This is a genomic window from Thermoactinospora rubra (genome assembly GCF_002093975.1).
Taxonomy (GTDB): Bacteria; Actinomycetota; Actinomycetes; order Streptosporangiales; family Streptosporangiaceae; genus Nonomuraea; species Nonomuraea rubra_A.
The window spans coordinates 1-21,910 of record NZ_MSZZ01000082.1 but is presented as its reverse complement, the minus strand read 5'-3'; the positions used below and the strand labels follow the sequence as shown (position 1 = coordinate 21,910).

Genomic DNA, 21,910 nt, shown 5'->3' with positions numbered 1-21,910 from the left:
CCATCGCGCCCCGGTGGCGGCGCGAACGGCAGGGCCAGAGGTCCCACACAGCAGGGTCCAACGGCCGTGCCGGGCTCGCAAGGGGCGGGCATAGCCTGAGGTGGGCAAACAGAGGGAGGACCCCATGACGGCCAACAGCGACCTGGGCCGCCGCCTGGCCGCCCACCGCGAACGGCTCGGCCTGACGTCCGACCAGGTGGCCTCGCGCGCCGAGATGGACCCCGGCTACCTTCGCTACCTGGAGGCCAATCCCGCCATGCCGTCGGCCGAGGCGCTGGACCGCCTGGCCAAGGCCCTGGAGACGACCGTGGCCGACCTGCTCGGCGGCGGACGCGAACGCCCGCCCGGCCCTGGTCCCGCCATGGCCGCCCCGCACCTGCGCGAGCTGGACCGCGCCGAATGCCTGCGGCTCATCGCCCCCGGCGGCATCGGCCGCGTCGCCTTCGGCGGCCCGGGCGGCCCGGTGGTGTTCCCGGTGAACTACACCGTGCACGAGGGCGGCATCGTCTTCCGCACCCGGTACGGCGGCGCCATGGAGGAGCAGCTGCGCACCGGCCTGGAAGGCGTGGACGTCATCATCGCCTTCCAGGTCGACCGCCTCGACGAGGCCCGCCGCGAGGGCTGGAGCGTGCTGGTGCAGGGCCCGGCCCATCTGGTGCCGCCCGAGGAGGCCGCCTCCGTGGCCGGGGTGCACGTCACCCCATGGGCGGGCGGCGAGCGGGACCTGTTCATCCGCGTCACGCCCGGCCGCGTCACCGGCCGCCGCGTCAGCTCCCTGTGATCGGGGCGCGGCGGTCATCGCGGCCTGCCGTCCCCCGAGGAGGAGCGGATCACGGCGAGCGGGCACCGGGCATGGTGCAGCATGGCCTGGCTCACCGAGCCCATGATCAGCCCGGTCACCCCGCCATGCCCCCGCGAGCCGATCACCAGCAGGTCCGCCTCCCCGGCGGCGTCCCGCAGCACCTCCACCGGATGGCCGTTCACCACCTCGGTGACCACCTCCACGTCCGGATAGCGCTCCCGCCAGCCCGCCAGGACCTCCCCCAGCAGCCGGCGCTCGTCCTCCTCGCCGGAGGAGGCGTGCAGCACGCTGGTGGCCTCATGCCACCTCCAGGCGTGCACGACCCGCAGCCGCGCCTTGCGCAGGTCCGCCTCGGCGAAGGCGAACGCCAGCACCGGCTCGCCCGCCGGCGACCCGTCCACCCCTGCCACGATCTCCCCGCGCGAGCCGCGCGGCAGCGCCCGGACCACCACCACGTCGCAGGCGGCGTGCCCGGCCACGCCCTGCGCCACCGAGCCGACCAGCAGGCCCCTGAAGCCGCCCAGGCCGTGGCTGCCCACCACCAGCAGCTCCGCCTCCGGCGCGAGCTTCAGCAGGGCGGCACGCGAATCCCCGCCCAGCAGCGCCTGCTCCACCACGACCGACGGCGCCTCACGCCGGGCCCGGTCCACCCCGGCGGTCAGCACGACCTCGGCGCCCTCGCGCATCCACCGCGCCACCCCCGCGTAGCGGTCCTTGTCGGTCGCGTCCCGCGCCCAGGCGGGCATCGCGTGCGCGACCAGCAGCTTGCGCCCGCGCAGGACCGCCTCCCTGGCCGCCCATGCCACCGCCTCCAGCGCCGGCCGCGACCCGTCCACCCCCACCACGATCATCGCGTGTCCCCCCATCGGCCGTATCCATCCCGGCATCCAGGCCAGGCCGGTCAGCCCGCGCGCCCGGGGACCTCCGGCCCTGCCGTACGGCAGAGCGGGAAGGCGGACCGGCGCCCGGCACAGGCCCTTCCCTCCTCACCGTCCCCTGTGGTTCCCTACCCCGGCCGGGCCAGGCTGGTGCCAGGCGATGCGAGGTTTCCGTGCTGGTCAAGCTCCCGCCGCGGGAGTGCCCGAACCTGACGGCGCCGGCGGAGATCGGGCGCATCGTCTTCACCGGCCGCGCCGTGTCACGTCTGCGACGGTCTCCTTGAACGACCCATGACCGTCGGCACCCAATAGAGACCGCAATTTGTGGCAAAAGGGCTTTTTCGCGGATGGCCCTCACCGTCACCCTCAACCAGGCACAAAAGCAAGGAGGAGGGTGTCGATGACTGTGAAAGTGGACGAGTTCGCCGACCGGCTGTTCAAGTCGGCGCTCGGCACCGCAGAGATCCTGTCGATCCACATCGGCGACCGGATGGGCTGGTACCGGGCGCTGGCCGCCCAGGGGCCGGCCACCCCCGGCGAGCTCGTCGCCCGCGCGGGCGGGGGCGAGCGCTACGCCCGGGAATGGCTGGAACAGCAGGCCATCGCCGGGATCCTGACGGTCGGCGACGACGGCCGCTTCGTCCTCGGCGAGGGCGAGGCGGAGGTGCTGACCGACGAGTCCAGCCTGGCCTACCTCGCGCCGATGGCCCGCCTGTTCACCGCGGCCGCCGTGCAGATGCCCGCCCTGCTGGAGGCCTACCGCACCGGCGGCGGGGTCTCCTGGGCGGACTTCGGGACCGACATGCGCGAGTCGCAGGCCGACATGAACCGGCCCTGGTTCGAGCACGCCCTGCCGGGCGTCCTGGCCGGGCTGCCCGAGCTGGACGCCGTGCTGCGCCGCCCCGGGGCCCGCATCGCCGACATCGGCTGCGGCGGCGGCTGGTCGACCATCGCGCTGGCCCGGGCCTACCCGCAGGCGCACGTCGAGGGCATCGACATCGACGCCCCGTCCATCGAGCTGGCCACGCGCAACGCCGCGGAAGCCGGTCTCGGCGACCGCGTCGCCTTCCGCCACGGCGACGCCGCCGGGCTCGGCGCGGAGCAGTACGACGCGATCTTCGCGTTCGAGTGCGTGCACGACATGCCGCGCCCGGTCGACACCCTCGCCGCGGCCCGGCGGGCGCTCGCCCCCGGCGGCGTCGTCGTCGTCATGGACGAGGCCGTCGCCGACTCCTTCGCCCCGCCCGGCGACGAGATCGAGCAGCTCATGTACGGCTTCAGCCTGCTCGTCTGCCTCCCGGACGGCATGGCCCACCGGCCCTCGGCCGGCACCGGCACCGTGATGCGCCCGGACACGCTGCGCCGCTACGCCCGCGAGGCCGGTTTCCGCGACCTCGAGATCCTCCCGGTCGAGGACTTCGGCTTCTGGCGCTTCTACCGGCTCATCCCCTGACGCCGCCCAGGTGTCCGCGCGGCCACCGCCTGCTGGAGGCCCTGACCGGCTCGTCTCGGCGGCGGACGGCCCCCGCCCGGGGGTGGGCGGGGGCCGGGGAGAGGGCGGGATCAGACCCGCTGGACGGTCTCGCAGCCGACCGGCTCGGGGTCGAGGGCCCTGTCGACGACGATCTCGTCTGTGCCCCGGCCGCAGTCCAGGTCGCTGTCGGCGGCCAGGTCCTTGGCGAACAGCAGGTCGTTGCCGGCCTGGCCGAACATCTTGTCGCCCGCGCCGCCGCCGTCCTCGATCCGGTTGGCGGCGCCCGAGCCGATGAGGAAGTCGCCGCCGAAGGCGGAGCCGACGATGTTCTCCACGTCGCTGCGGACGTTGTCGGAGTCGATGTTGCGGCCGTCGTTGGCCACGTTGTCCAGGCTCACCCTCACGAAGTTGTCGCTCCCCTTGTAGGAGACGGTGTCGACGCCGGTGCCGCCGATCCAGGTGAGCGCCCTGCCGGTGCCGGACTTGGTGCCGGCGATGAGGGTGTCGTCACCGTCGCCGCCGTTGACGGTGCCCTTGAAGGAGACGCCGCCGCTGAAGGAGTCGTTCATGTCGCCGAGGTCGGCGGTGAACTCGGTGGCGCCGATGCCGCAGGTCACCGCGCGGGGGGTGAGCCGGCGGCAGCCGCCCTTGGGGGTGAGCGGCTCGGTGTCGAAGACGGCGATCTGCCCGTTGAAGATCGTGATGGAGGCGCTGTTGCGCCCGCCCGCGCCCGCGGTGTAGGTGATCTTCCCGTCGGTCAGGTCGACGGTCCCGGGAGCGGAACATGCCAAAGGACACACAGTCGATCTTGTCGGTAAAACGGCATATTTGGCGAAGCGCAGCCCCGAGCCTCGACGGCCAGGCCCTGCCGCGCCGAGCCGGAGGCGAGGGTCGTTAGGATCCGCATCCTGGGGCACCTTGCCCAAAAAGGACCGGAAGGACGTACGGCATGCGCACCACCACACTGGGCAGCAAGGGCCCCGAGGTCGGGGTCATCGGCCTCGGGTGCATGGGCATGACACACGCCTACGACATGAACGCCCCGCGCGACGACGACACGTCCATCGCGGTCATCCGCCAGGCGCTCGACCTCGGCATGACGCTGATCGACACCGCCGACGTGTACGGGCCGTACACCAACGAGGAGCTGGTCGGCCGGGCACTGGCGGGCGGCCATCGGGAGCGCGCGGTGCTGGCCACCAAGGTCGGCCTGCAGCTGACGGACCCGACCGGCGGCACCCCCACCTCCCCCGGCGCCGTCCCGAACGGCAGGCCTGAGCACGTGCGCCGGTCGATCGACGAGAGCCTGCGGCGGCTCGGCACCGACTACGTGGACCTCTACCAGCTGCACCGGGTGGACCCGCAGGTGCCGATCGAGGAGACCTGGGGGGCGATGGCGGAGACCGTCCGGCAGGGCAAGGCGCGGCACATCGGCCTGTCCGAGGTGACCGTCGAGCAGATCGAGCGCGCCCAGGCGGTGCATCCGGTGACGTCGGTGCAGTCGGAGCTGTCGCTGTGGACCCGTGACCCGCTGGCCGAGGTCCTGCCGTACTGCGAGGAGCACGGCATCGCCTTCCTGCCCTTCTCGCCCCTGGGGCGGGGCTTCCTCACCGGGCGGTTCTCCTCCTTCGACGACCTGCCCGAGGACGACTTCCGGCGCCGGCTGCCGCGCTTCCAGCAGGACGCGCTCCGCGCCAACCTGGCCATCGTCGGCCGGGTCCGCCAGGTCGCCGAGCGGGCCGGGATCACCCCGGCGCAGGTCGCGCTGGCGTGGGTGCTGGCCCAGGGCCGCTACGTGGTGCCCATTCCCGGCACCAAGACCCCGAGGTACCTGGCCGACAACGCCGGCGCGGCCGACGTCGAGCTGAGCCCGGCGGACCTGGCCGACCTCGACGCCATGCCCGCTCCGGAGGGCGGCCGCTACTGATCGGCCGCCGTCACCGCCGTCATCGCGCGCCGGGCGTGATGACGGCGCGCCCGGTCAGCGTGCCCTCGGCCATCCGCCGGTAGGCCTCCACCGCCCGCTCCAGCGGGAAGAGGGTGACGTGCGGGCGCAGCAGCCCGCGCGCGCCCAGCTCCAGCACCTCCGCCAGCTCGCCGCGGCTGCCCCAGTAGGTGGTCTGCACCGACACCTCGTACCCGATGGAGAAGAAGGAGATCGGCAGCGTGCCGCCGGCGATGCCGACGATCGTCACGTCCCCCAGCGTCCGGGTCACCTGCGCGGCCAGCGCGAGCGTGTTGTCGGAGCCGACGAAGTCCAGCACCACGTCGGCGCCCCGGCCGCCCGGGGTGGCCGCGCGGATCTCCCCCACCGCCTCCGGCTCCGGCGGCAGGGCCAGGTCGGCCCCGTGGTCGCGGGCCAGCCGCAACGCCTCGGCGCGCATGTCCACGGCGATGATCCGCGCGGCGGTGGTGGCCTTGAGGATCTGCACGGCCAGATGCCCCAGCCCGCCGACGCCGATCACCACGGCCGTGCTGTCCGGCGCCAGCTTGGGCCAGGAGCGGCGCACCGCGTGGTACGGCGTCAGCCCCGCGTCGGCCAGCGGCGCCGCCGCCACCGGGTCCAGCCGCTCGGGCAGCGGCACCAGGTGGCGGGCGTCGCGGACGAGCATGTACTCGGCCATGCCGCCGTCCAGGCCGAGCCCTCCGCCGCCGCCCGGGGCGGGCGCGGCGGCGATGTCGTCGCAGTAGGGGTCGACCCCGAGGCGGCAGCGCGGGCAGCGGCCGCACCCCCACGGCCCGTGCACGGCGACCGGCTGCCCGGCCGTCAGGCCGGTGACGCCCTCGCCGAGGGCGTGGACCCAGCCGGCGTTCTCGTGTCCCAGGGTGAACGGCGGCTGCCAGGGCAGCTGGCCGGGCTCGAAGTCGTGCATCAGGTGCAGGTCGGAGTGGCAGGCGCCGGCGCCGCCGACCCGGATCACCACCTGGCCGGGACCCGGCACGGGCTCGGGCAGCTCCACCAGCTCCGGCTCGCTCTTCCACGCCTGCAGCCGCAACGCCCGCATCGAGTCCTCCTGGCCTGTGTCTGGCCTTGGCCAGCCGCCGGATCCGGCGCCCTTTGCGGGGTTCTACCCACGTGGAAGGATTTCGGCGCCGCTCTCAGGCGTCCTTGCGGCACAGGTACACGACGTCCAGGGGGTCGTCGGGCACGTCGCCGACCGACAGCACCTGGAAGCCCGCGTCGGCGAGCATCCGCCGGGCCAGCTGCTCGCCCCAGCACGTGCCGAGCCCGGCGCCGTCCCGCGCCAGGGAGACCGTCATGCAGTGCAGCGTGCTCATCGTGTACAGCAGGGGCGCCGTGGGCGAGCCGATGTTGTCCTCCAGGCGGCTGGAGGCCTTGATGTCCATCATCACGAAGACCCCGTCGCCGGTGAGCGCCCGCCACACGTTCCGCAGCGCCGACGCCGGGTCGGCCAGGTCGTGGATCGCGTCGAAGGCGAACACCGCCTCGTACTCCCGCTCCACCCCCAGCTCGGCGACGTCCCGCACCTCGAAGCGCGCGTTGGCCAGCCCGGCGTCACGGGCTTCCGCCCGGGCCCGCTCGATCGCCTCGGGGCTGATGTCGTAGCCGACGAACGTCGAGTCGGGGAAGGCGGCGGCCAGGACGTTGACGGCGTGGCCGGTGCCGCATCCGATGTCGGCGGCCCGGATGCCGGCGGCCAGCCGTTCGGGCAGCTCGCCGGTCAGCGGCAGGATGCCGTCGACGAGCTGCGTGTCGAACAGCCCCCGGCTCAGCTGGTCCATGACGGAGGTGAACCGCGGCCGGAAGCGCTCGTACGGCACGCCGCCCCCTTCCCTGAAGGCGGTGGCCACCTCGTCGAGGTGCTCGCCCAGCAGCGGGATGACCGCGCTGACCGGGGCGAGGTTGGCCGCCCCCGGACCGGTCAGGCACACGGCGTGCTCGGCCGGCAGGGTGAAGGTCGCCGACTCGGGGTCGTAGGCGAACACGTGCGCCGTGGCCAGCGCGCTGAGCCATTCGCGCACGTAGCGCTCCTGCAGCCCGGCCCGCTCCGCCAGCTCCGCGCTGGTGGCGGGCCCGCGGGCTGCGGCCTCGAACAGGCCCGTGCGGTGCCCGACGTCGATCATCAGGGTGATCGCGCCGCCGGTGAAGGCGTCGAACAGCCTGCCCGCGAACTGCTCGACCTTGGCCTCGTCCAGGTCCGGCTCGGTGTGTGCGGTCATGGTGGCCCCCTGCATGGCTGGATGGTCGGCTTCACGGTAGGCGTGTCGCGGTCGGGCGCTCATCGGGCGGATGACCCAAAAGCCGCAACGGCTCGGTGCGGCGTTCTACCCACGCCCTACCCACGCCGGCCCTGTGCCGTCAGCCCGCGGTCGAACGCATAGGCCGCCGCCGCGGTCCGGGACGTGCAGTTCAGCTTGGTGAAGATGTTCGACAGGTGCCGCGCCACGGTCTTCTCGCTCAGCACCAGGGCGGCGGCGATCTCCCGGTTGGTCTTGCCCGCCGCGACGAGGCGGAGCACCTCCACCTCCCGGGAGGTCAGCGGCGCCGGCGGGCCCGCCTGCCGTACCTCGCCGAAGACCCGGGAGGCGGCGGCGAGCTCGCGGTCGGCGGCCTCGAGGTCGCCCAGGTCGCGGTAGGCCCGCGCCAGCAGGAGCCGGGCGTCGGCGCAGTGGAAGACCGCGTCGAGCCGCCGCCACGCCGTGCACGCCTGGCGGAGCTCGGCGAGCGCCTCCGCCGGGTGGCCCTCGGCCAGGAACACGGCGCCGCGTGCCTGGTGGGCCATCGCCACAAGCCCCGGGCCGGCGTAGAGGGAGGCGGTCTCGGTGAGCTCGTCGGACGCCTTGCGCATGGCCTCGGCGGCGTCGGCGGCGGTGTCGGCGGCGGCGAAGGCGATCTCGACCATGGCGGCGGCCAGGGGCGCCCGCCGGAGCCTGCCCCGGTGTTCCGCGGTGAGCGCGGCGGCGATGGAGCGCATCGCGACGTCGCCGCGTCCCTGCTGGAGCCGGAGCAGCGCCAGCCCCGGCTGCGGGTCCCGGCCGAGCTCGTGCGCGCGCAGGTAGTGCCGCTCGGCCCCGGCGGCGTCGCCCCGTATCCGGCGCACCTCGCCCTGGACGTAGAGCGCCTCGGCGACCGTCGCCGTGGCGATTCCGCCGAGCTCGGCGCACACCTGCGCCGCCTCCCGGCCGGCTCTGTCCAGCTCCCCCTTCACCAGGGACAGCTGGGCGCGGTGCACCCGGCATATCCCCGCGAACAGCACGGCCGCCTGCATCCGGTCGCACCACCGCTCCAGCGCGTCGGTCCAGGCGCGCATGCGGTCGATGTCGACCAGCTCGTGGCAGGCCGCGATGGCGTGGCAGTAGATGTTGCCCGCCCAGTCCGGAGGCAGCCGATCGGCGCGCACGGCCACCATCGCCTCGTCCAGCAGCGCCATGCCCTCGGCGACCATGCCGCCCTTGATCAGGGCCCGGCCCTCGGCCATGGTGGACACCGCGACCAGGGCCGGGTCGCCGAACCGGCGGCCCTCGGCACGGATGCGCCGCGCCTGCGCGGCGACGGCGCCGGGCTCCCCGGCTTCCAGGCCGCCTTCCACCGTGGTGATGTATCGCAGGTAGGCGTGCTCGGCGCAGTCCTCGTCGCCCTCCAGCAACCGCGTCGCGCGCCCCAGCCAGCCCGAGCCGAGCGGCTCGTCGCCGCGCAGGAAGGACAGGTACGCCAGCCCCATCGCGGCCATGGCCGCCTGGCGCGTGCGGCCCTGCCGGCACAGCTCGCCGTGGGCGGCCTCGGTCAGCCGGAACGCCTCCTCGAAGCAGCCCGACCACCACGCCGAGTCGCTGAAGGCCAGCAGGTCGTCCGCGGCGAGCTGCTCGGCGCCGGCCGCCTGGCGGAACAGCTCACGCGCACGCGACCATTCGCGACGGCCGTAGGCGTCACGGGCTGCCGCGAGCACATCCGACACGGCCACCACCCCAGCCAGGCAGGATGCCTTCAGTACGGCCAGTATGGCATCGCCGTACCTTCGCGAGCCCGTACCGTTGACGCCCGCACCTCTCTCCCTAAAGTGGACATAAAGCGCAAAAAGGGGCATTCGACGCATGGGTGGAGAGGTTGACTACGAGGCGGTCTTCCGGGCCGGTCCCGTCCTGGCCCTGGTGCTGACGCCGGACTTCGTCATCGTGGCGGTCAACGACGTCTGCCTGAAGGCGATCCGGCGCACCCGCGACGACCTCGTGGGCCGCAACCTGTTCGCCGCCTTCCCGCTCAACCCGAGCACCGTCGATCCGGGCGCCCAGAGCGCGAACGCCCTGCGAGCCTCGCTGGAACAGGTGGTGGCCACCGGGGAGCCGGACGTCATGCCCCTGCAGCGGTACGACGTCGAGACGCCCGGCAAGCCGGGGGTTTTCGAGGAGCGCTACTGGAGCTCTGTCAACATCCCCGTCTTCGGCCCCGGGGGCGCCCTCCGGTGGATCCTGCTCAGCTCACACGAGGTCACCGGCTTCATCCAGACGATGAGACGGTACGGCGAGCCCGGCACCCTGCTGGACGCCGGCCTCTACGCCCAGGCCGGCGAGCTGCACAACCTCATCGAGGAGCTCGGCAAGGCGCACACGCGCCAGCTGCTGACCGCCTCCGCGCTGCGGGCGGCCGTCCAGCGGCAGCGCCAGCTCGTCCTCGACACCTCGCACGACCTCCGCAACCCCATCGCCGGCCTGCTGACGGAGCTGGAGGTCGCGCTCTCCGAGCCGGGCGTCCAGCCGCAACAGGTCCTGCGCAAGCTGCTCAGGAACGTGGAGCGGCTCAACGAGATCGTGACCGACGTGCTGGACCTGGCCCGCCTGGACACGGCGGCCCCCTCCGCCGCCGAGACCGTGGACCTGGGCGCGTTCGTCGCCGAGGAGCTCGGCCGGCGCGTCCTGGCCGCCACCGTCGTGTCCCGCATCGAGCAGGACGTCGTGGTACCCGCGCCCCGCGTGCGGCTGGCCCGGCTCCTGGGCAACCTGCTCGACAACGCCGAGCGGCACACCTCCACCACGATCGAGGTCATCGTCACGGCCGATCCGCCCGAAGCGGTCCTGGAGGTCGTCGACGACGGCCCGGGCATCCCGCCGGCCCAGCGGGAACGGATCTTCGAGCGCCGCTATCGCGGGGACGACGCCCGCCGTCGCGACCCCGGCGGGACCGGACTCGGCCTGCCCATCGCCCGGGAGATCGCCCAGGCGTACGGCGGCCGGCTCGAAGCCGCCGATCACCCCACGGGCGCCTGCTTCGTCCTGCGCCTGCCGCTCGCCGTCCCTCCCGAAGCGGCCCCGGGGGAGCCGACCGGCGGGTAAGGCCGGGACTTTCGGCCCTGACCCGCGGCGCCGCCGTCCGGCAGGCTGGCGGGTATGCATGTCGACGGTTCCGGTCTGCGGGTGCTCTCCCGGCGGGAGTGCCTGGAGCTGCTGGCGTCGGCCCCGATCGGGCGAATCGTGTTCACCGACCGGGCCCTGCCGGCGGTGCAGCCGGTGAACTTCCGCCTGGACGGCGAGCGCGTCGTGATCCGCACGACGACCGGGTCGAAGCTGGCCGCGCTGCCGCTGGAGCCGTGGGCGCCGGGCGAGCGGGACCACTTCATCGTCGTCGAGGTGGAGCAGGTCTCCGGGCGGCGGATCACCCGAGCACGGTCCGCCTGGTCGTGCCCTGAGGCCGAGCTCGGAGCCCAAGGCCGATGCCCAGCAGGCCGGTGTGGATGGCGGCCGTCGGTGGTCGTCTTGTCTGTCCGCCATCCATCCCACCGTTCGCGCGCCTTGGCCCGTAGTGCCGGAGTCTCGCGTGGGAGGGACCTCCTGCCGCGCGGTGAGGACACCCGGCGTCCATCTCCGAGAGCCGTGATGCGCCGGTGACGGCGGGTCGCCTGAGCGTCCCGGACTCCATGAACTCCAGCGAAACCACGTGGGTCGCGAACATTTCCGAGTCGTCACAGGGTCCGTACCGTCCGCGGCAAGGGAACGTCACCGCGATCACGCACAGGAGCGTGCCATGTCCCCACCCCCCACCAGACGGCTGCTGACAATCGCCCTCGTCTTCCTGGCCTCACTGCTCGGCACGACAGTCCTGGCACCGCCCGGCCGTACCGCGTCGCTGACCGCGGTCCCCTCCTTCGGCGGCAACCCCGGCGACCTCGCGATGTACAGCTACCGGCCCGACGGGCTGCCCGGCGGGCGTCCGCTCGTCGTCCTCCTCCACGGCTGCACGCAGGACGCCGCCGGCTACTTCGCCAACTCCGGATGGCGCAAGTACGCCGACCGGTGGGGCTTCACCCTCGTGCTGCCCCAGACCAGCAGCGCGAACAACATCCTGAAGTGCTTCAACTGGTTCGAGCCCGGCGACACGAGCCGAGGTCAGGGAGAGGCCGCCTCCATCCGGTCCATGGTGGATTACGCCCTGGCCACCTACGGGTCCGACCCCGCCCGCGTCTTCGTCGCCGGGCTGTCCGCCGGAGGCGCGATGTCGGCAGTCATGCTCGCCGCCTATCCGGACGTCTTCGCGGCCGGCTCCATCGCCGCCGGGCTGGCGTACCGGTGCGCCTCCAGCCATGCGGAAGCGTCCACGTGCCAGTACAGCCCCGTCACCAAGACGCCGCGGCAATGGGGAGACTTAGTCCGCAACGCCCATCCCGGACACGCTGGACCATACCCCCGCGTCGCCATCTGGCAGGGCATGGCCGACCGGTCGGTCATTCCGGCGAACGCCGCGCAGCTGCGCGATCAGTGGACGGACGTGCGCGGCGTCCCGCAGACGCCCACCTCCACGCGCGGTCTCCCCGGTGGCACCACGCTGAAGGAGTACGGCGACGGCGACGTGCTCCTGTACGAGATCGCCAACATGGGCCATGGCCTGCCCGTCGACCCCGGAAGCGGTCCGGAGCAGTGCGGGAGTACCGCCGCCTACTTCATCGACGCCGTCTGCTCGGCCTATCACGATGCCCGGTTCTTCGGGCTGGACGGCGGCGCGACCCCGAGCCCCACCCCGACTCCGACGCCGACTCCGACGCCGACCCCGACCTCCCCGACCCCGACTCCAACGCCGACGCCGATCTGCGTCACGGCGAGCAACTACGCCCACACCACCGCCGGGCGAGCTTATGAGTCCGGCGGCTACACCTATGCCAACGGCTCCAACGACCCGATGGGCCTCTGGAACACCTTCACGACGCACACCTTGAAGCAGACCGGTCCCGGCTTCTGGGTCCTGGCCGACGGCCAGTGCTGAACAGGCGTGGTGGGCGGGCCACGAGCCCACCCGTACGGCGGGCTGAGGCGTACACCCGGAGCCCATGGCGTCTGGCCGAGATCAACGCCGGTCTTGCCCGGTCGCTGGAGCTCTGGATCGGTTCAGGAAGCCCGGAGCTCCAGCCTTCCCCGGGGCCTGGGTGCGAGCCCTCCCCCTCAAGATGGGGGACCGGGTTCCTGGTGGGATCCTGCGCCGCGTTCGTCGTCACCCTACGAGAACCCGCGAGCACGCCCAGGGCTTCCGCGATCTCGCTTCGCGGGACGTTCTGGGTGGATCCACGCCGCCATCCCGACTTCGCCTATGCGTGGCTGACCAGGCTCTGCGTCGCGCTCGGCCAGAACATGGCGCTGGCCCTGCTGTTCTATTTCCTGCACGACGTCGTCCGCCACGAAGAGCACCACCCCGGACGGCCTGGCCATCGCGACTCTCGTCTACGCGCTCACCGTGGCGACGGCCGCCGCCCTGGGCGGACTGCTCTCGGACCGGCTGGGCCGGCGGAAGATCTTCGTCACAGCGGCCACCGTCGTCCGGGCACCCGCCTGGCGGGCGCCCTCATCGCGGCGCACTTCGTCGCCTACACCCTGGTGTTCCTGGTCATCACCGTGTCGGTGGACTGGCCCAACCGGCTGCTGCGCCTGCCCCAGTGGCTGATGCTCCTCCCCGTCGCAATCCTCACCTGGCTCGGCTCGCAGTGATCAGCACCCCTCGTCGAGGAGGCGCGCCAGGCGCTCCACAGCCCGATCCGGCTCAGGCGAGCCGGGATTGGCCATGTGCTCGATCTCCAGCCCGGTGACCGCGGCGACCACGAGGGTGGCCAGCTCGTCGGAGCCCGTGCGCTCGCGGAGGATGTCCGCCGCGAGCGTGCGCCATCCGCCTGCCGCCCGCTCGGCGAAGCCGGGGAACCGCTCCGGATGCCGGGAGCTGAGCACGAGCAGTTCCAGCCAGAGCCGCATGTACGGCCTGGCCCCCGGCTCGTGGGTGGCCTTCCAGTAACGGCGCAGCAGGTCCCCCAGCGAGGTGCCCGGATCGCCGGCGAGCCGCCCGACCTCCTCGCGCATCTCCGTCTCGACGTGCTCGACGATGGCCGCCAGCAGCTGGTCCTTGCGCCCGAAGTGGTAGGTCAGCGTGTAGGTGCTGCATCCCAGGGCCTCGGCCAGCTCGGCCAGGGAGAGCGTGTCGATGCCCCGTTCCGCGACGACCCGGGTGGCCACGGCCAGGACCTCGGCCCGCCGCCCCGGCAGCGGAGGCCGTCCAACGGATCGTTTCCCACGAGATTCCGGCTGGATTTCCATCATGCTTATTATGATAATGGATGTCATGGAAATTATGCGCGGGCCCGGCCTGTGGTGGAGCGGGCTCGGCCAGGTGGAGCCCAGACCGGCCCTGATCCGCGACGGCGCCGCCGACGTCGTCATCGTGGGGGCGGGCCTGACCGGTCTGTGGACCGCCTACTACCTGCGTGCCGTCGCTCCCGAGCTGTCCGTCGTGGTCCTCGAGCGCGAGCTCGCCGGGTACGGCGCGTCCGGCCGCAACGGCGGATGGTGCTCCGGCGAGCTGCCCAGCGGACCGGGCGGGTTCCTCGGCAGACACGGCAGGGACGCCGCCGTCGCCATGCAGCGGGCCGCGTTCGCCACGGTGGCCGAGGTCCAGCGGGTCGCCGCCGCCGAGGGCATCGACTGCCGGATGCGCCGCGGCGGCACCCGCCTCCTCGCGCTCAACCACGCGCAGGCCGGTCGCCTGTCGCGCCTGGTCCAGCAGCGGCGCGCCCTGGGCTTCGGCCCCGAGGACTACCGGCTGCTGGACCGCGCGGAGACCATCCGTCACATCGCCGTGCCCGACGCGGTCGCCTCCCTGTTCACACCCCACTGCGCCACCCTCGATCCGGTACGGCTGGCCCGCGGCCTGGCTACCGCGGTCGAGCGCCGCGGCGGCGTCATCCACGAGCGAACCCCGGTGCACGCCGTGGACGGCGGGCGGGTCCGCGCCGGTGACGCCGTGATCGAGGGCGGCGTCGTGGTGCTGGCGACCGAGGCGTACACCTGCGGCCTGCCCGGCGCCCGGCGGCGGGTGGCGCCGATCCACTCCCACATGATCGCGACCGAGCCGCTTCCCGCCGACGTCTGGCGCCGGTTGGGCTGGGACGACGGCGCGGCGGTGGCCGACCAGCGCTGGCACTTCGCCTACCTGCAACGCACCGCCGACGACCGGATCGCCGTCGGCGGGCGGGGCATCTCCTACGGGTTCGGATCCCGCGTCTCACCGCACCGTGATCACGCTCCCGCGATCTGGCGGCGGCTGTACGCGAGCCTCGTCTCGCTGTTCCCCCGGCTGGCCGGCGTGACGGTGACCCACCGCTGGGGCGGCCCGCTCGCCCTGGCCCGCAGCCTGGAGCCGGCCGCCGGGCTCGACCGCCGCCGGCGCCTGGCGTGGGCCGGAGGCTACGGCGGCGACGGGGTGGCGATGTCGAACCTCGCCGGGCGGACCCTCGCCCACCTGATCGCCGGCGTCGACGCCTCCGAGACCCGGCTGCCCTGGGTCGGCGGCTTCGGGCGCCGGTGGGAACCCGAGCCGCTGCGCTGGCTGGGCATCCAGGCCGGCTCCGCGCTCGCCCACGCCGCCGACCTCTTCGAGGACCGCACCGGCCGCCGGCTCCCCGTAGTGGGACGCCTGCTGGAAGCCGCTCTCGGGTGAGACCGTCACCGGGACTCGCCGAGGGGAGCGGCCGGGCATCGGGTCCCCTCGGGCGGGACGCGCAGGTCCAGCAGGTAGCGGTCGACGACCGCCCGGGTGCACGGTGTGCGCTCATAAGCCCCGTGCCCGGCGCCCTCGTAGGTCACCAGCACCGATGCGCGGCGCGTCTGCCGATGGACGTTGGCGGCCCAGCCGTACCCGGTCGCCGGATCGAACAGGGAGTTGATCATGAGCAGTTTCGGGGTGTTCCGGATCCTGAGCCGGTGCTGCGGGTTGGTCGCCTCGCCCGGCCAGACGGCGCACACCAGTGCCGCCGTCTGGATGTCCGGCGCGGTCCGCATGTGGGGGGCCACCTGGCGCATCGCCTTGGCGTACCGGGAGTATTGACGGTGATCGCGGATCCGCAGCCGCCAGTCCTGGCACAGCGCGGGAGCCGGCATCTCGACCTCGTTCACGTCGGGAGGGGGTCCTCCCCGGTAGACGCCTCTCGGCCCCGGCTTCCCGGAGTGGTAGGCGGCGATGCGTTCGGCGAGCCAGCGCGGGTCCGGCCGCATGAGGCCGCCGAGGTGCGCCTCGTTGATCAGGTCGAACGCGGTCGGCGCGAAGTCCGGCCGGTTCGGATCGCGCAGCTCGCCGCGGTCCGCCCTCGCCAGCAGGCCGTCCCAGATCCGCGCCACGTCCCGGCCGTGCAGGGCGCAGCCGCTGTCGCGCTCGCACCAGCGGAGGAACCGTCCGAAGGAGTCCTCGGCGCTCCTGGCGGCGGTGAGCAGGAACCGGCGGGTGTCCAGGCTGTGGTCCATGCTGCTGTCCAGCGACATGGCCCGGATACGGTCGCCGAACAGCTCGGCGTACTGCTGGCCGGCCAGCGTGCCGGCCGACACGCCGTGGTAGGTGAGCTTCCGCTCGCCCAGCGCCACCCGCAGGGCCTCCATGTCGCGCACGACGCTGACGGTGTCGAGATGTTCGTACACCGGGCCGGTGCGGCGGCGGCAGTCCGCGGCCAGCTCGGCGTAGAACGCCGCCCGGCGGTCGAAGTCGGCCTGGTCGCGTGGCGTCGGCGGCCACGGCTCCCGCCGTACGAGATCGGCCGAGCAACGGACGGGGTTGCTGCGCCCGACGCCGCGCGGGTCGAAGCCGACGATGTCGAAGCGCGCCAGCACCTCGGGGCTGAAGTACCCGGCGGCCTGGTGCTGGACGAAGTCGGCCCCGGGACCGCCTCCGTAGTTGACGACCAGCGCGCCGACGCGGCGGCCTGGGTCGCCGGCTCGGCGGCGGGCGACGGCGAGCTCGATGGCCGCTCCGCCCGGCTTGGCCCAGTCGATGGGGACGCGCAAGGTGCCGCACTCGGTGGCGCCGTCCCCCTCGCATGCCTTCCAGCTGATCGCCGGCTGTGCTCTGGCGGCGTGCGCGGGGCTGGGCGTGAGCGCCAGCGCGGCGCCCATGAGCACGCCCGCCATGGCCCGGGCTATCCGTGTCACGACGATGACCTCCCTGTTCTCGGACCCGGCAAGGTTCTCGGGACCCGGCAAGTCAAACCACCGGCCGCCGCGGCGCGCATGAGGCCGTGCCCGCGTTCCGAGGGGAGGGCTGGCCCCCATGCCCGGGCGCAGGGCGGCCCCTAGAGTGATGGCCATGTCCGTGACCGTGCGGGACGCCCTTCGCGGCGCGCCGCTCCGCTTCCTGGCGTCGGCATGGCCGCTGCGGACGGCGGCCTACACGCTCTCCAGCGTCGCCGTCGGGCTCGCCGCGCTCGTGTGGCTGCCCGCCGCGATGGTGCTGGGCGCGCTGGTCATGACGCCCCTGCTCGCGGGCCCGCTGGCCGCCGTCGAGAGGCGGCGGCCGGCGCTGCTCGGCGGCCCGGCGGTGCCGTACCCGCACCGGCGTCCCGACGGGCCGGGCCTCACCGCCCTGCTCCGCACCCGGTACGGCGAGGCCGTCACCTGGCGTGAGCTGGCCTACCTGGTGTTGTGCGGCAGCGTCCTGCTCGTGGTCAACCTCGTGGCGCTGGTGATCGGCCTGCTTCCGTCGCTGCTGTTCCTCAGCGGGGTGACCAGCGTGCTGGAAGCCGGCCCAGCGGCGCGCGATCCCCTCGTCACCGCCGCCGTGCCGGCCTCGGACGTGTTCATGGGCGTCGGCGCGGCCCTCGCCATCCTGGCCACGGTCCCCGTCTTGAGCTACGCGACGGCCATCGCCGCCGTCGGCCACGAGACGCTGGCGCGCATGCTTCTCTCGGCGGACGACCAAGCCCGGATACTCACCCTGACGCGCTCGCGGGCGCGCCTCATCGACGCCTTCGAGGTCGAACGCCGCCGCATCGAGCGCGACCTGCACGACGGCGCCCAGCAGCGGCTGCTCAAGCTCGGGATGACGCTGGTCAGCGCCCAGATGGAGGTCGACAGGGACCCTGCCGCCGCCAAGTCGCTGCTCCACCAGGCCACGGACGAGGCCAGAAGCGCGTTGACGGAGCTGCGTGACCTGGTCCGCGGCATCCACCCGCGGGTCCTCGCCGACCTGGGCCTTCCCGCGGCCGTCACCGACCTGGCCGACCGCTCCCCGCTCCCCGTGACGGTCCGCCTCGACGTCCCCCGGCGGCTGTCCTCCGCGGTCGAGTCGGCGGCCTACTTCGTCGTCGCCGAAGCGCTGGCGAACGTCGCCAAGCACGCGGCCGCCACGCGCGCTCGGGTGCTTGGCCGCGTCCTGGGCTCATCGCTCCTCGTGGAGATCCATGACGACGGCGTCGGCGGGGCCGATCCTGCCAGGGGCACCGGCCTGACCGGGCTCGCGGACCGGGTCGCCGCCCTGGACGGAACCCTCACGCTGAGCAGCCCGCCGGGCGGACCCACGATTCTGCGGCTGGAGCTGCCGTGCTCCGCATAGTCCTCGCCGACGACGCCGTACTGCTCCGTGAAGGGCTCGCGGCGCTCCTGGCCCGCTTCGGTCACGACGTCGTCGCCTCCGCCGGCAACCCGGACACCTTGGTCGGCGCGGTCGCCGAGCACGGGCCCGACGTGGTGGTCACCGATGTCCGCATGCCGCCGACGTTCCGCGACGAGGGGCTGCGCACCGCCGTGGCGCTGCGTGAGGAGCACCCGGGGCTGCCGGTGGTCGTCCTCAGCCAGTACGTCGCGACGGCCTATGCCGCCAGGCTGCTGGAATCGTCCGGGTGGGGCGGGCTGGGCTACCTGCTGAAGGACCGCATCCTCGACGTCCGGCAGTTCGTCGACGGCGTCGAGCAGGTCGCCGCCGGCGGCTGCGTGATCGACCCGGAGGTGGTCCGCCGGCTCGTGGCCCGCCGTCGCGACCCGCTCGCGCGGCTCACGCCCAGGGAGCGGGAGGTCCTGGCGCTCATGGCGGAGGGCCGGTCCAACGCGGCGGTCGCGAAGGAGCTGGTGATCACCGAGAAGGTGGTCGGCAAGCACATCAGCGCGATCTTCATCAAGCTCGACCTGCATCCGGACGACACGGGCGACCACCGCCGGGTCCGTGCGGTCCTCGCCTATCTCCAGGGGGCCGACCAGGAGTGAGTGCCCGGCGTGCGGCTCGCTTCAGTCCAGGACTTCCGCCGGCGTGCGGCGTACGGCTCGGCTGTCCTCGAACGTGATGCCGAGCCGCATGATCGTCTGAGGGTACTGGTCGGAGCAGAGCTCATGCCGCAGGAACTCCCGCAGGTGGTACATCTCCAGCGCCTGGGTGTGGAAGGCGGCGCTGACGCCGTAGGCCGAGGCGTGCAACAGCACCCGTTCCAGGGCCTGCCCCGCGGCAAGCCAGCTCTCGCGGGTGTCGCCGGGCGTGGTCAGCACCGCCACCAGCCCGGTGGAGCCGGCCATGCCCTGGTCGCCCGGCTTGCCCCAGTCCTGGCCGTGGGCGTAGTCCCGCTGCGGGAACCGGCCCGGCCATCCCCCGCGCGGGTAGGCCTCGGCGGGCACCCCGTCGCGGCGCGGGCTGCCCGGCGGGCGCGCCCAGCGCATCAGCTCCAGGCTGAAGGCCCGGTCCTGGACCTGCACGGCCTGGGCCGCCTGGGTGAGCGCGGCCAGGACGTCGACGGCCGCCGCCGACCGCACCGGGGTCAAGGTGGCCTTCTCGGCCGCCGCCTCCCGCACCAGCCGCTCGATGAGCCGGTCGGGCACCGGCAGGTCGGTGAACCCGGCCCGGTGGGTACGGCGGCGCCTGATCTCCCCGGCCAGCGTCCGGGTCGCCTCATCCGGCCGCACCGGGGCGCCGGGCCGTACGGTGGCCAGCAGCGAGGGCCGGTCGGGGTCGGGCAGCACCCGCACGATCGGCTCGTAGCCCTCGGCCCGCAGCGCGACGCGCAGGTTGAGCAGTGCGGCGCCGCAGCTGACGAGCAGCTCGCGGGCGCTCGGGTCGCTGACGCGGAGCTTGCGCTCCACATCGGCGCGCAGGCTGATCTCCTCCCCGGCCACGCCGAAGGTCCAGGGCTGGGTGTTGTGGACCGACGGGGCCCAGGTGGCGGCCTCGATCGCCGCGCGGATCGCCTTGTCCTTCATGGCGGCACACCTTCCAGCAGGGATGGCTCCAGCGCATCACGCGGGCAAGATCGCGGGTCAGGGCCGAAAGTCCCATGCCGGCGGGCCGTCGGACCCAGGGCGGGCCACCCCGGGCAGGCTGCTTCAGGAGGCAGCGGGCTCCTCGACGCCCAGGGTCTTCACCGTGGGCGAGGGCGGCACCTCCTCCTTGGGCGGATAGGTGTTGAAGACGTGGTCCGAGATGGGGGTGATGATCCCGAACCAGTAGTTCTCGTTGCGGTAGTGATGGAGCTGGTGGGTGCGCCGCAGCAGGCGGAACAGCCCCGTCCTGGGCCGGTAGGCGGAGTGGATGAGGAAGTGCGTCCACTCGTACAGGCTCAGGGACAGCATCGAGACGGCCACCCCGGTGGCCGCGGGCCGCAGTGACCGGGCGGTCGCCGCGTTGGCCGCGACCAGGGTGGCGACGGCGGCGGCCAGCAGGGGTCCGGGGATGAAGACCATGGCCGGGTCGCGCGGGTTGCGGTGGTGCTCGCGGTGGCCGCGGGCGGAGAACAGCTCGACGGTCCGGCCCCGGATCCTCCTGGGCCGCTGGTGCAGCAGGTGGACATGGATCATCCACTCGACGAAGGGCTCGACGCCGACGATCCACGCGGCGGCGGTCAGGTCTCTGCGCGACCACCGGCCGAGCGCCACGCGGGTGAGCACGGCGGCCGCGGTCGCGGGCAGCAGGATGCGGGCGTTGCGGTGGCTGAGGAAGATGCGGGCGGCCCGGTCCAGGGTCAGCCCCGCGCGGCGGAACTCGTTGGCCTGCTGTTCGGTTATCAAGACGGTTCCTCCATGGCGAGCAGGGTCTGCATGGCGGTGGTGCCACGGGCCAGCAGGGCGGCGGCGGCCCGGGCGGCGCCCGCGGCGTCCCGGCCGGCGATCGCCGTGACGACGGCCCGGTAGTCGTCGACGGCGCGATGCTCGGCGACCAGCACGCGGGCCACCATCGGCTCGGCGGGCCGGTAGGCCTGCCGCAGGGCGTTGAGCGACAGGCGGTAGCAGATGTTGCCGGAGCCGTCGACGATCAGGTCCCAGAAGCGGCCGTCCAGCGCGCCCCTGTCGTCCTCGCCGGTGGCGGCCAGTTCCTCGACCAGGCGTTGCAGTTTCAGGACGAGGTCAGGATCGGCGCGCGCCGCGCACAGCGCGGCCGCGTCGGCGCCCACCGCCGCCCGCATCTCCATCACCGACCGCACGACCAGGGGGTCCACCGTGCCGTCCGGCCGCAGGAACAGGCGCGGCAGCAGGTCGAGCCCGGCGTCGTGGCGGTAGTCGCGCACCCGGGTGGCCTCGCCGTGCCTGATCTCCACCAGGCCGAGCTGGTCGAGCCGCTGGAGGGCCTCGCGCAGCGCCTGCCGGTTGACGCCGAGCGTCTCGGTCAGCACCCGCTCGGGAGGCAGCGCCGTACCCGGGGTGAGCGTGCCGTCGAGGATCTGGGCGGCGATCTGCTCGAAGACCTCCGCGGACACCGACGTGCGGCGGACAGGCGTGAAGGGGCTCACACGCCGATGGTGACGGCTACAGGTCGGGTGGTCAAGAGGTCAGACCAACAGACCTCACGGGGACCGGCGGCCGGAAATCCCCGGCGGAGCGGCCGGGAGACCCTAGGGTTGGCGGTGTGACCGCCGTCCTCGTCGTCAACACCGGATCCTCCTCCGTCAAGTACGAGCTCATCGACGTCGAGAGCGGCAGGCGGCAGGTCCGCGGGCTGGCCGAGTCCGTCGGCGAGGCCTCGGGACGGCTCGTCCACCGGCCCGCCGGCCGTCCGCCCTCCGTCCACGAAGCGGCCTTCCCCGACCACCGGGCGGCCCTGGACGCCGTCCTCGGGGCGCTGTCCGGCGAGGCGGTCGACGCGGTCGGCCATCGCGTGGTCCACGGCGGGACACGCTTTCGCGAGCCGGTGCCGATCGACGAGCGGGTGATCGCCGCGATCGGCGAGCTGGCCTCCCTCGCGCCGCTGCACAACCCCGTCAACCTGGCCGGGATCGAAGCCGCCCGGGCCGCCTACCCGGACATCCCGCACGTCGCCGTCTTCGACACCGCCTTCCACCACACGCTCCCGCCGCAGGCCTTCACCTACGCGGTGCCCGGCGAGTGGGGCGTGCGCCGGTTCGGCTTCCACGGCACCTCCTGCGCCTACGTCTGCCGCCGGGCCGCCGAGCTGCTGGAGCGGCCCCTCGCCGAGCTCAACATGATCGTGCTGCACCTCGGCAACGGCGCGAGCGCCACCGCGGTCGCGGCGGGCCGCAGCGTGGACACCTCCATGGGCCTGACCCCGCTGGAGGGCCTGGTCATGGGCACCCGCTC

Annotated in this window: 21 protein-coding genes; 11 read left to right on the top strand and 10 right to left on the bottom strand. The window is 73.5% G+C overall.

Features of this window, described 5'->3' with window-relative positions; genetic code table 11:
* Window positions 1-124 precede the first annotated feature (124 nt).
* Entirely contained in the window at window positions 125-781 is a 657-nt protein-coding gene (locus BSB02_RS37505) for a helix-turn-helix domain-containing protein (RefSeq protein ID WP_084965765.1), read from the top strand.
* A 14-nt stretch (window positions 782-795) separates the two neighbouring features.
* Here BSB02_RS37505 and BSB02_RS37500 read toward each other — a convergent pair whose 3' ends face one another.
* The gene (locus BSB02_RS37500) at window positions 796-1,668 is read right to left on the bottom strand and encodes a universal stress protein (protein WP_240507016.1); all 873 of its coding nucleotides are present in this window, start codon (window positions 1,666-1,668) and stop codon (window positions 796-798) included.
* A 412-nt stretch (window positions 1,669-2,080) separates the two neighbouring features.
* On the opposite strand from BSB02_RS37500, the gene BSB02_RS37495 reads away from it, so the two are divergent.
* Complete coding sequence (locus BSB02_RS37495; protein ID WP_084965763.1) at window positions 2,081-3,133, top strand: class I SAM-dependent methyltransferase; 1,053 nt, start codon at window positions 2,081-2,083, stop codon at window positions 3,131-3,133.
* Between the two features lie 110 nt (window positions 3,134-3,243).
* On the opposite strand, the gene BSB02_RS37490 is transcribed toward BSB02_RS37495, so the two are convergent.
* On the bottom strand, window positions 3,244-3,945 hold the full coding sequence (locus BSB02_RS37490; protein ID WP_084965762.1) for a hypothetical protein: 702 nt from the start codon (window positions 3,943-3,945) through the stop codon (window positions 3,244-3,246).
* Between the two features lie 158 nt (window positions 3,946-4,103).
* Between BSB02_RS37490 and BSB02_RS37485 the strand changes: the two genes are divergently transcribed.
* On the top strand, window positions 4,104-5,081 hold the full coding sequence (locus BSB02_RS37485; protein WP_084965761.1) for an aldo/keto reductase: 978 nt from the start codon (window positions 4,104-4,106) through the stop codon (window positions 5,079-5,081).
* A gap of 19 nt (window positions 5,082-5,100) precedes the next feature.
* Here the strand turns inward: BSB02_RS37485 and BSB02_RS37480 are convergent, their stop codons facing one another.
* The 3 genes from BSB02_RS37480 to BSB02_RS37470 all read right to left on the bottom strand — a co-directional run bounded on the left by BSB02_RS37480 (window position 5,101) and on the right by BSB02_RS37470 (window position 9,072).
* Entirely contained in the window at window positions 5,101-6,159 is a 1,059-nt protein-coding gene (locus tag BSB02_RS37480) for an NAD(P)-dependent alcohol dehydrogenase (RefSeq protein WP_084965760.1), read from the bottom strand.
* A gap of 94 nt (window positions 6,160-6,253) precedes the next feature.
* The gene (locus BSB02_RS43240) at window positions 6,254-7,336 is read right to left on the bottom strand and encodes a class I SAM-dependent methyltransferase (protein ID WP_084965773.1); all 1,083 of its coding nucleotides are present in this window, start codon (window positions 7,334-7,336) and stop codon (window positions 6,254-6,256) included.
* 116 nt (window positions 7,337-7,452) lie between these two features.
* Complete coding sequence (locus tag BSB02_RS37470; protein WP_143591688.1) at window positions 7,453-9,072, bottom strand: LuxR family transcriptional regulator; 1,620 nt, start codon at window positions 9,070-9,072, stop codon at window positions 7,453-7,455.
* A gap of 136 nt (window positions 9,073-9,208) precedes the next feature.
* On the opposite strand from BSB02_RS37470, the gene BSB02_RS37465 reads away from it, so the two are divergent.
* From BSB02_RS37465 to BSB02_RS37450, 4 genes are all read left to right on the top strand, one after another.
* Window positions 9,209-10,444, top strand: coding sequence for a PAS domain-containing sensor histidine kinase (locus BSB02_RS37465; protein WP_084965758.1), 1,236 nt, complete (start codon window positions 9,209-9,211; stop codon window positions 10,442-10,444).
* A gap of 54 nt (window positions 10,445-10,498) precedes the next feature.
* Window positions 10,499-10,996, top strand: a complete 498-nt coding sequence (locus tag BSB02_RS43350) for a pyridoxamine 5'-phosphate oxidase family protein (RefSeq protein WP_084965757.1) — start codon at window positions 10,499-10,501, stop codon at window positions 10,994-10,996.
* A gap of 136 nt (window positions 10,997-11,132) precedes the next feature.
* Window positions 11,133-12,365 carry an extracellular catalytic domain type 1 short-chain-length polyhydroxyalkanoate depolymerase gene (locus tag BSB02_RS37455; RefSeq protein WP_084965756.1) on the top strand — a complete coding sequence of 411 codons (1,233 nt, stop codon included), beginning with the start codon at window positions 11,133-11,135 and terminating at the stop codon, window positions 12,363-12,365.
* A gap of 290 nt (window positions 12,366-12,655) precedes the next feature.
* Window positions 12,656-13,081: a hypothetical protein gene (locus BSB02_RS37450; protein ID WP_084965755.1), complete on the top strand. Its 426-nt coding sequence runs from the start codon at window positions 12,656-12,658 to the stop codon at window positions 13,079-13,081.
* Here the strand turns inward: BSB02_RS37450 and BSB02_RS37445 are convergent, their stop codons facing one another.
* On the bottom strand, window positions 13,082-13,681 hold the full coding sequence (locus BSB02_RS37445) for a TetR/AcrR family transcriptional regulator (RefSeq protein ID WP_158088859.1): 600 nt from the start codon (window positions 13,679-13,681) through the stop codon (window positions 13,082-13,084). It lies immediately after the preceding gene.
* A 7-nt stretch (window positions 13,682-13,688) separates the two neighbouring features.
* On the opposite strand from BSB02_RS37445, the gene BSB02_RS37440 reads away from it, so the two are divergent.
* The gene (locus BSB02_RS37440; protein WP_206185098.1) at window positions 13,689-15,077 is read left to right on the top strand and encodes an NAD(P)/FAD-dependent oxidoreductase; all 1,389 of its coding nucleotides are present in this window, start codon (window positions 13,689-13,691) and stop codon (window positions 15,075-15,077) included.
* A gap of 5 nt (window positions 15,078-15,082) precedes the next feature.
* Here BSB02_RS37440 and BSB02_RS37435 read toward each other — a convergent pair whose 3' ends face one another.
* Window positions 15,083-16,555, bottom strand: coding sequence for an alpha/beta hydrolase (locus BSB02_RS37435; protein WP_158088858.1), 1,473 nt, complete (start codon window positions 16,553-16,555; stop codon window positions 15,083-15,085).
* 154 nt (window positions 16,556-16,709) lie between these two features.
* Between BSB02_RS37435 and BSB02_RS37430 the strand changes: the two genes are divergently transcribed.
* Window positions 16,710-17,954 (top strand): sensor histidine kinase, encoded by a 1,245-nt coding sequence (locus tag BSB02_RS37430; protein WP_084965752.1) that lies wholly within the window; start codon window positions 16,710-16,712, stop codon window positions 17,952-17,954.
* Complete coding sequence (locus tag BSB02_RS37425) at window positions 17,942-18,601, top strand: response regulator transcription factor (protein WP_084965751.1); 660 nt, start codon at window positions 17,942-17,944, stop codon at window positions 18,599-18,601. Before BSB02_RS37430 ends, BSB02_RS37425 begins: the two co-directional genes overlap by 13 nt.
* A 21-nt stretch (window positions 18,602-18,622) precedes the next feature.
* Here the strand turns inward: BSB02_RS37425 and BSB02_RS37420 are convergent, their stop codons facing one another.
* The 3 genes from BSB02_RS37420 to BSB02_RS37410 form a co-directional block, all read right to left on the bottom strand.
* Entirely contained in the window at window positions 18,623-19,582 is a 960-nt protein-coding gene (locus BSB02_RS37420; RefSeq protein WP_084965750.1) for an Acg family FMN-binding oxidoreductase, read from the bottom strand.
* Window positions 19,583-19,705: 123 nt separating this feature from the next.
* Window positions 19,706-20,386, bottom strand: a complete 681-nt coding sequence (locus BSB02_RS37415) for a sterol desaturase family protein (RefSeq protein WP_084965749.1) — start codon at window positions 20,384-20,386, stop codon at window positions 19,706-19,708.
* Window positions 20,383-21,105, bottom strand: a complete 723-nt coding sequence (locus BSB02_RS37410) for a FadR/GntR family transcriptional regulator (RefSeq protein ID WP_084965748.1) — start codon at window positions 21,103-21,105, stop codon at window positions 20,383-20,385. The genes BSB02_RS37415 and BSB02_RS37410 overlap by 4 nt, the downstream gene beginning before the upstream one ends.
* A gap of 116 nt (window positions 21,106-21,221) precedes the next feature.
* On the opposite strand from BSB02_RS37410, the gene BSB02_RS37405 reads away from it, so the two are divergent.
* On the top strand, window positions 21,222-21,910 hold a 689-nt coding region (locus tag BSB02_RS37405; RefSeq protein ID WP_420855912.1), incomplete at its 3' end, for an acetate/propionate family kinase.

Excerpts from the sequence above, each read along its gene's own strand:
- BSB02_RS37485 (WP_084965761.1), top strand. The coding sequence starts at position 4,104 with ATGCGCACCACCACACTGGGCAGCAAGGGCCCCGAGGTCGGGGTCATC.
- BSB02_RS43240 (WP_084965773.1), bottom strand. The coding sequence starts at position 7,336 with ATGACCGCACACACCGAGCCGGACCTGGACGAGGCCAAGGTCGAGCAG.
- BSB02_RS37505 (WP_084965765.1), top strand. The coding sequence starts at position 125 with ATGACGGCCAACAGCGACCTGGGCCGCCGCCTGGCCGCCCACCGCGAA.
- BSB02_RS37445 (WP_158088859.1), bottom strand. The coding sequence starts at position 13,681 with ATGATGGAAATCCAGCCGGAATCTCGTGGGAAACGATCCGTTGGACGG.
- BSB02_RS43350 (WP_084965757.1), top strand. The coding sequence starts at position 10,499 with ATGCATGTCGACGGTTCCGGTCTGCGGGTGCTCTCCCGGCGGGAGTGC.
- BSB02_RS37465 (WP_084965758.1), top strand. The coding sequence starts at position 9,209 with ATGGGTGGAGAGGTTGACTACGAGGCGGTCTTCCGGGCCGGTCCCGTC.
- BSB02_RS37420 (WP_084965750.1), bottom strand. The coding sequence starts at position 19,582 with ATGAAGGACAAGGCGATCCGCGCGGCGATCGAGGCCGCCACCTGGGCC.
- BSB02_RS37440 (WP_206185098.1), top strand. The coding sequence starts at position 13,689 with ATGATAATGGATGTCATGGAAATTATGCGCGGGCCCGGCCTGTGGTGG.
- BSB02_RS37495 (WP_084965763.1), top strand. The coding sequence starts at position 2,081 with ATGACTGTGAAAGTGGACGAGTTCGCCGACCGGCTGTTCAAGTCGGCG.
- BSB02_RS37480 (WP_084965760.1), bottom strand. The coding sequence starts at position 6,159 with ATGCGGGCGTTGCGGCTGCAGGCGTGGAAGAGCGAGCCGGAGCTGGTG.
- BSB02_RS37500 (WP_240507016.1), bottom strand. The coding sequence starts at position 1,668 with ATGGGGGGACACGCGATGATCGTGGTGGGGGTGGACGGGTCGCGGCCG.
- BSB02_RS37455 (WP_084965756.1), top strand. The coding sequence starts at position 11,133 with ATGTCCCCACCCCCCACCAGACGGCTGCTGACAATCGCCCTCGTCTTC.
- BSB02_RS37430 (WP_084965752.1), top strand. The coding sequence starts at position 16,710 with ATGTCCGTGACCGTGCGGGACGCCCTTCGCGGCGCGCCGCTCCGCTTC.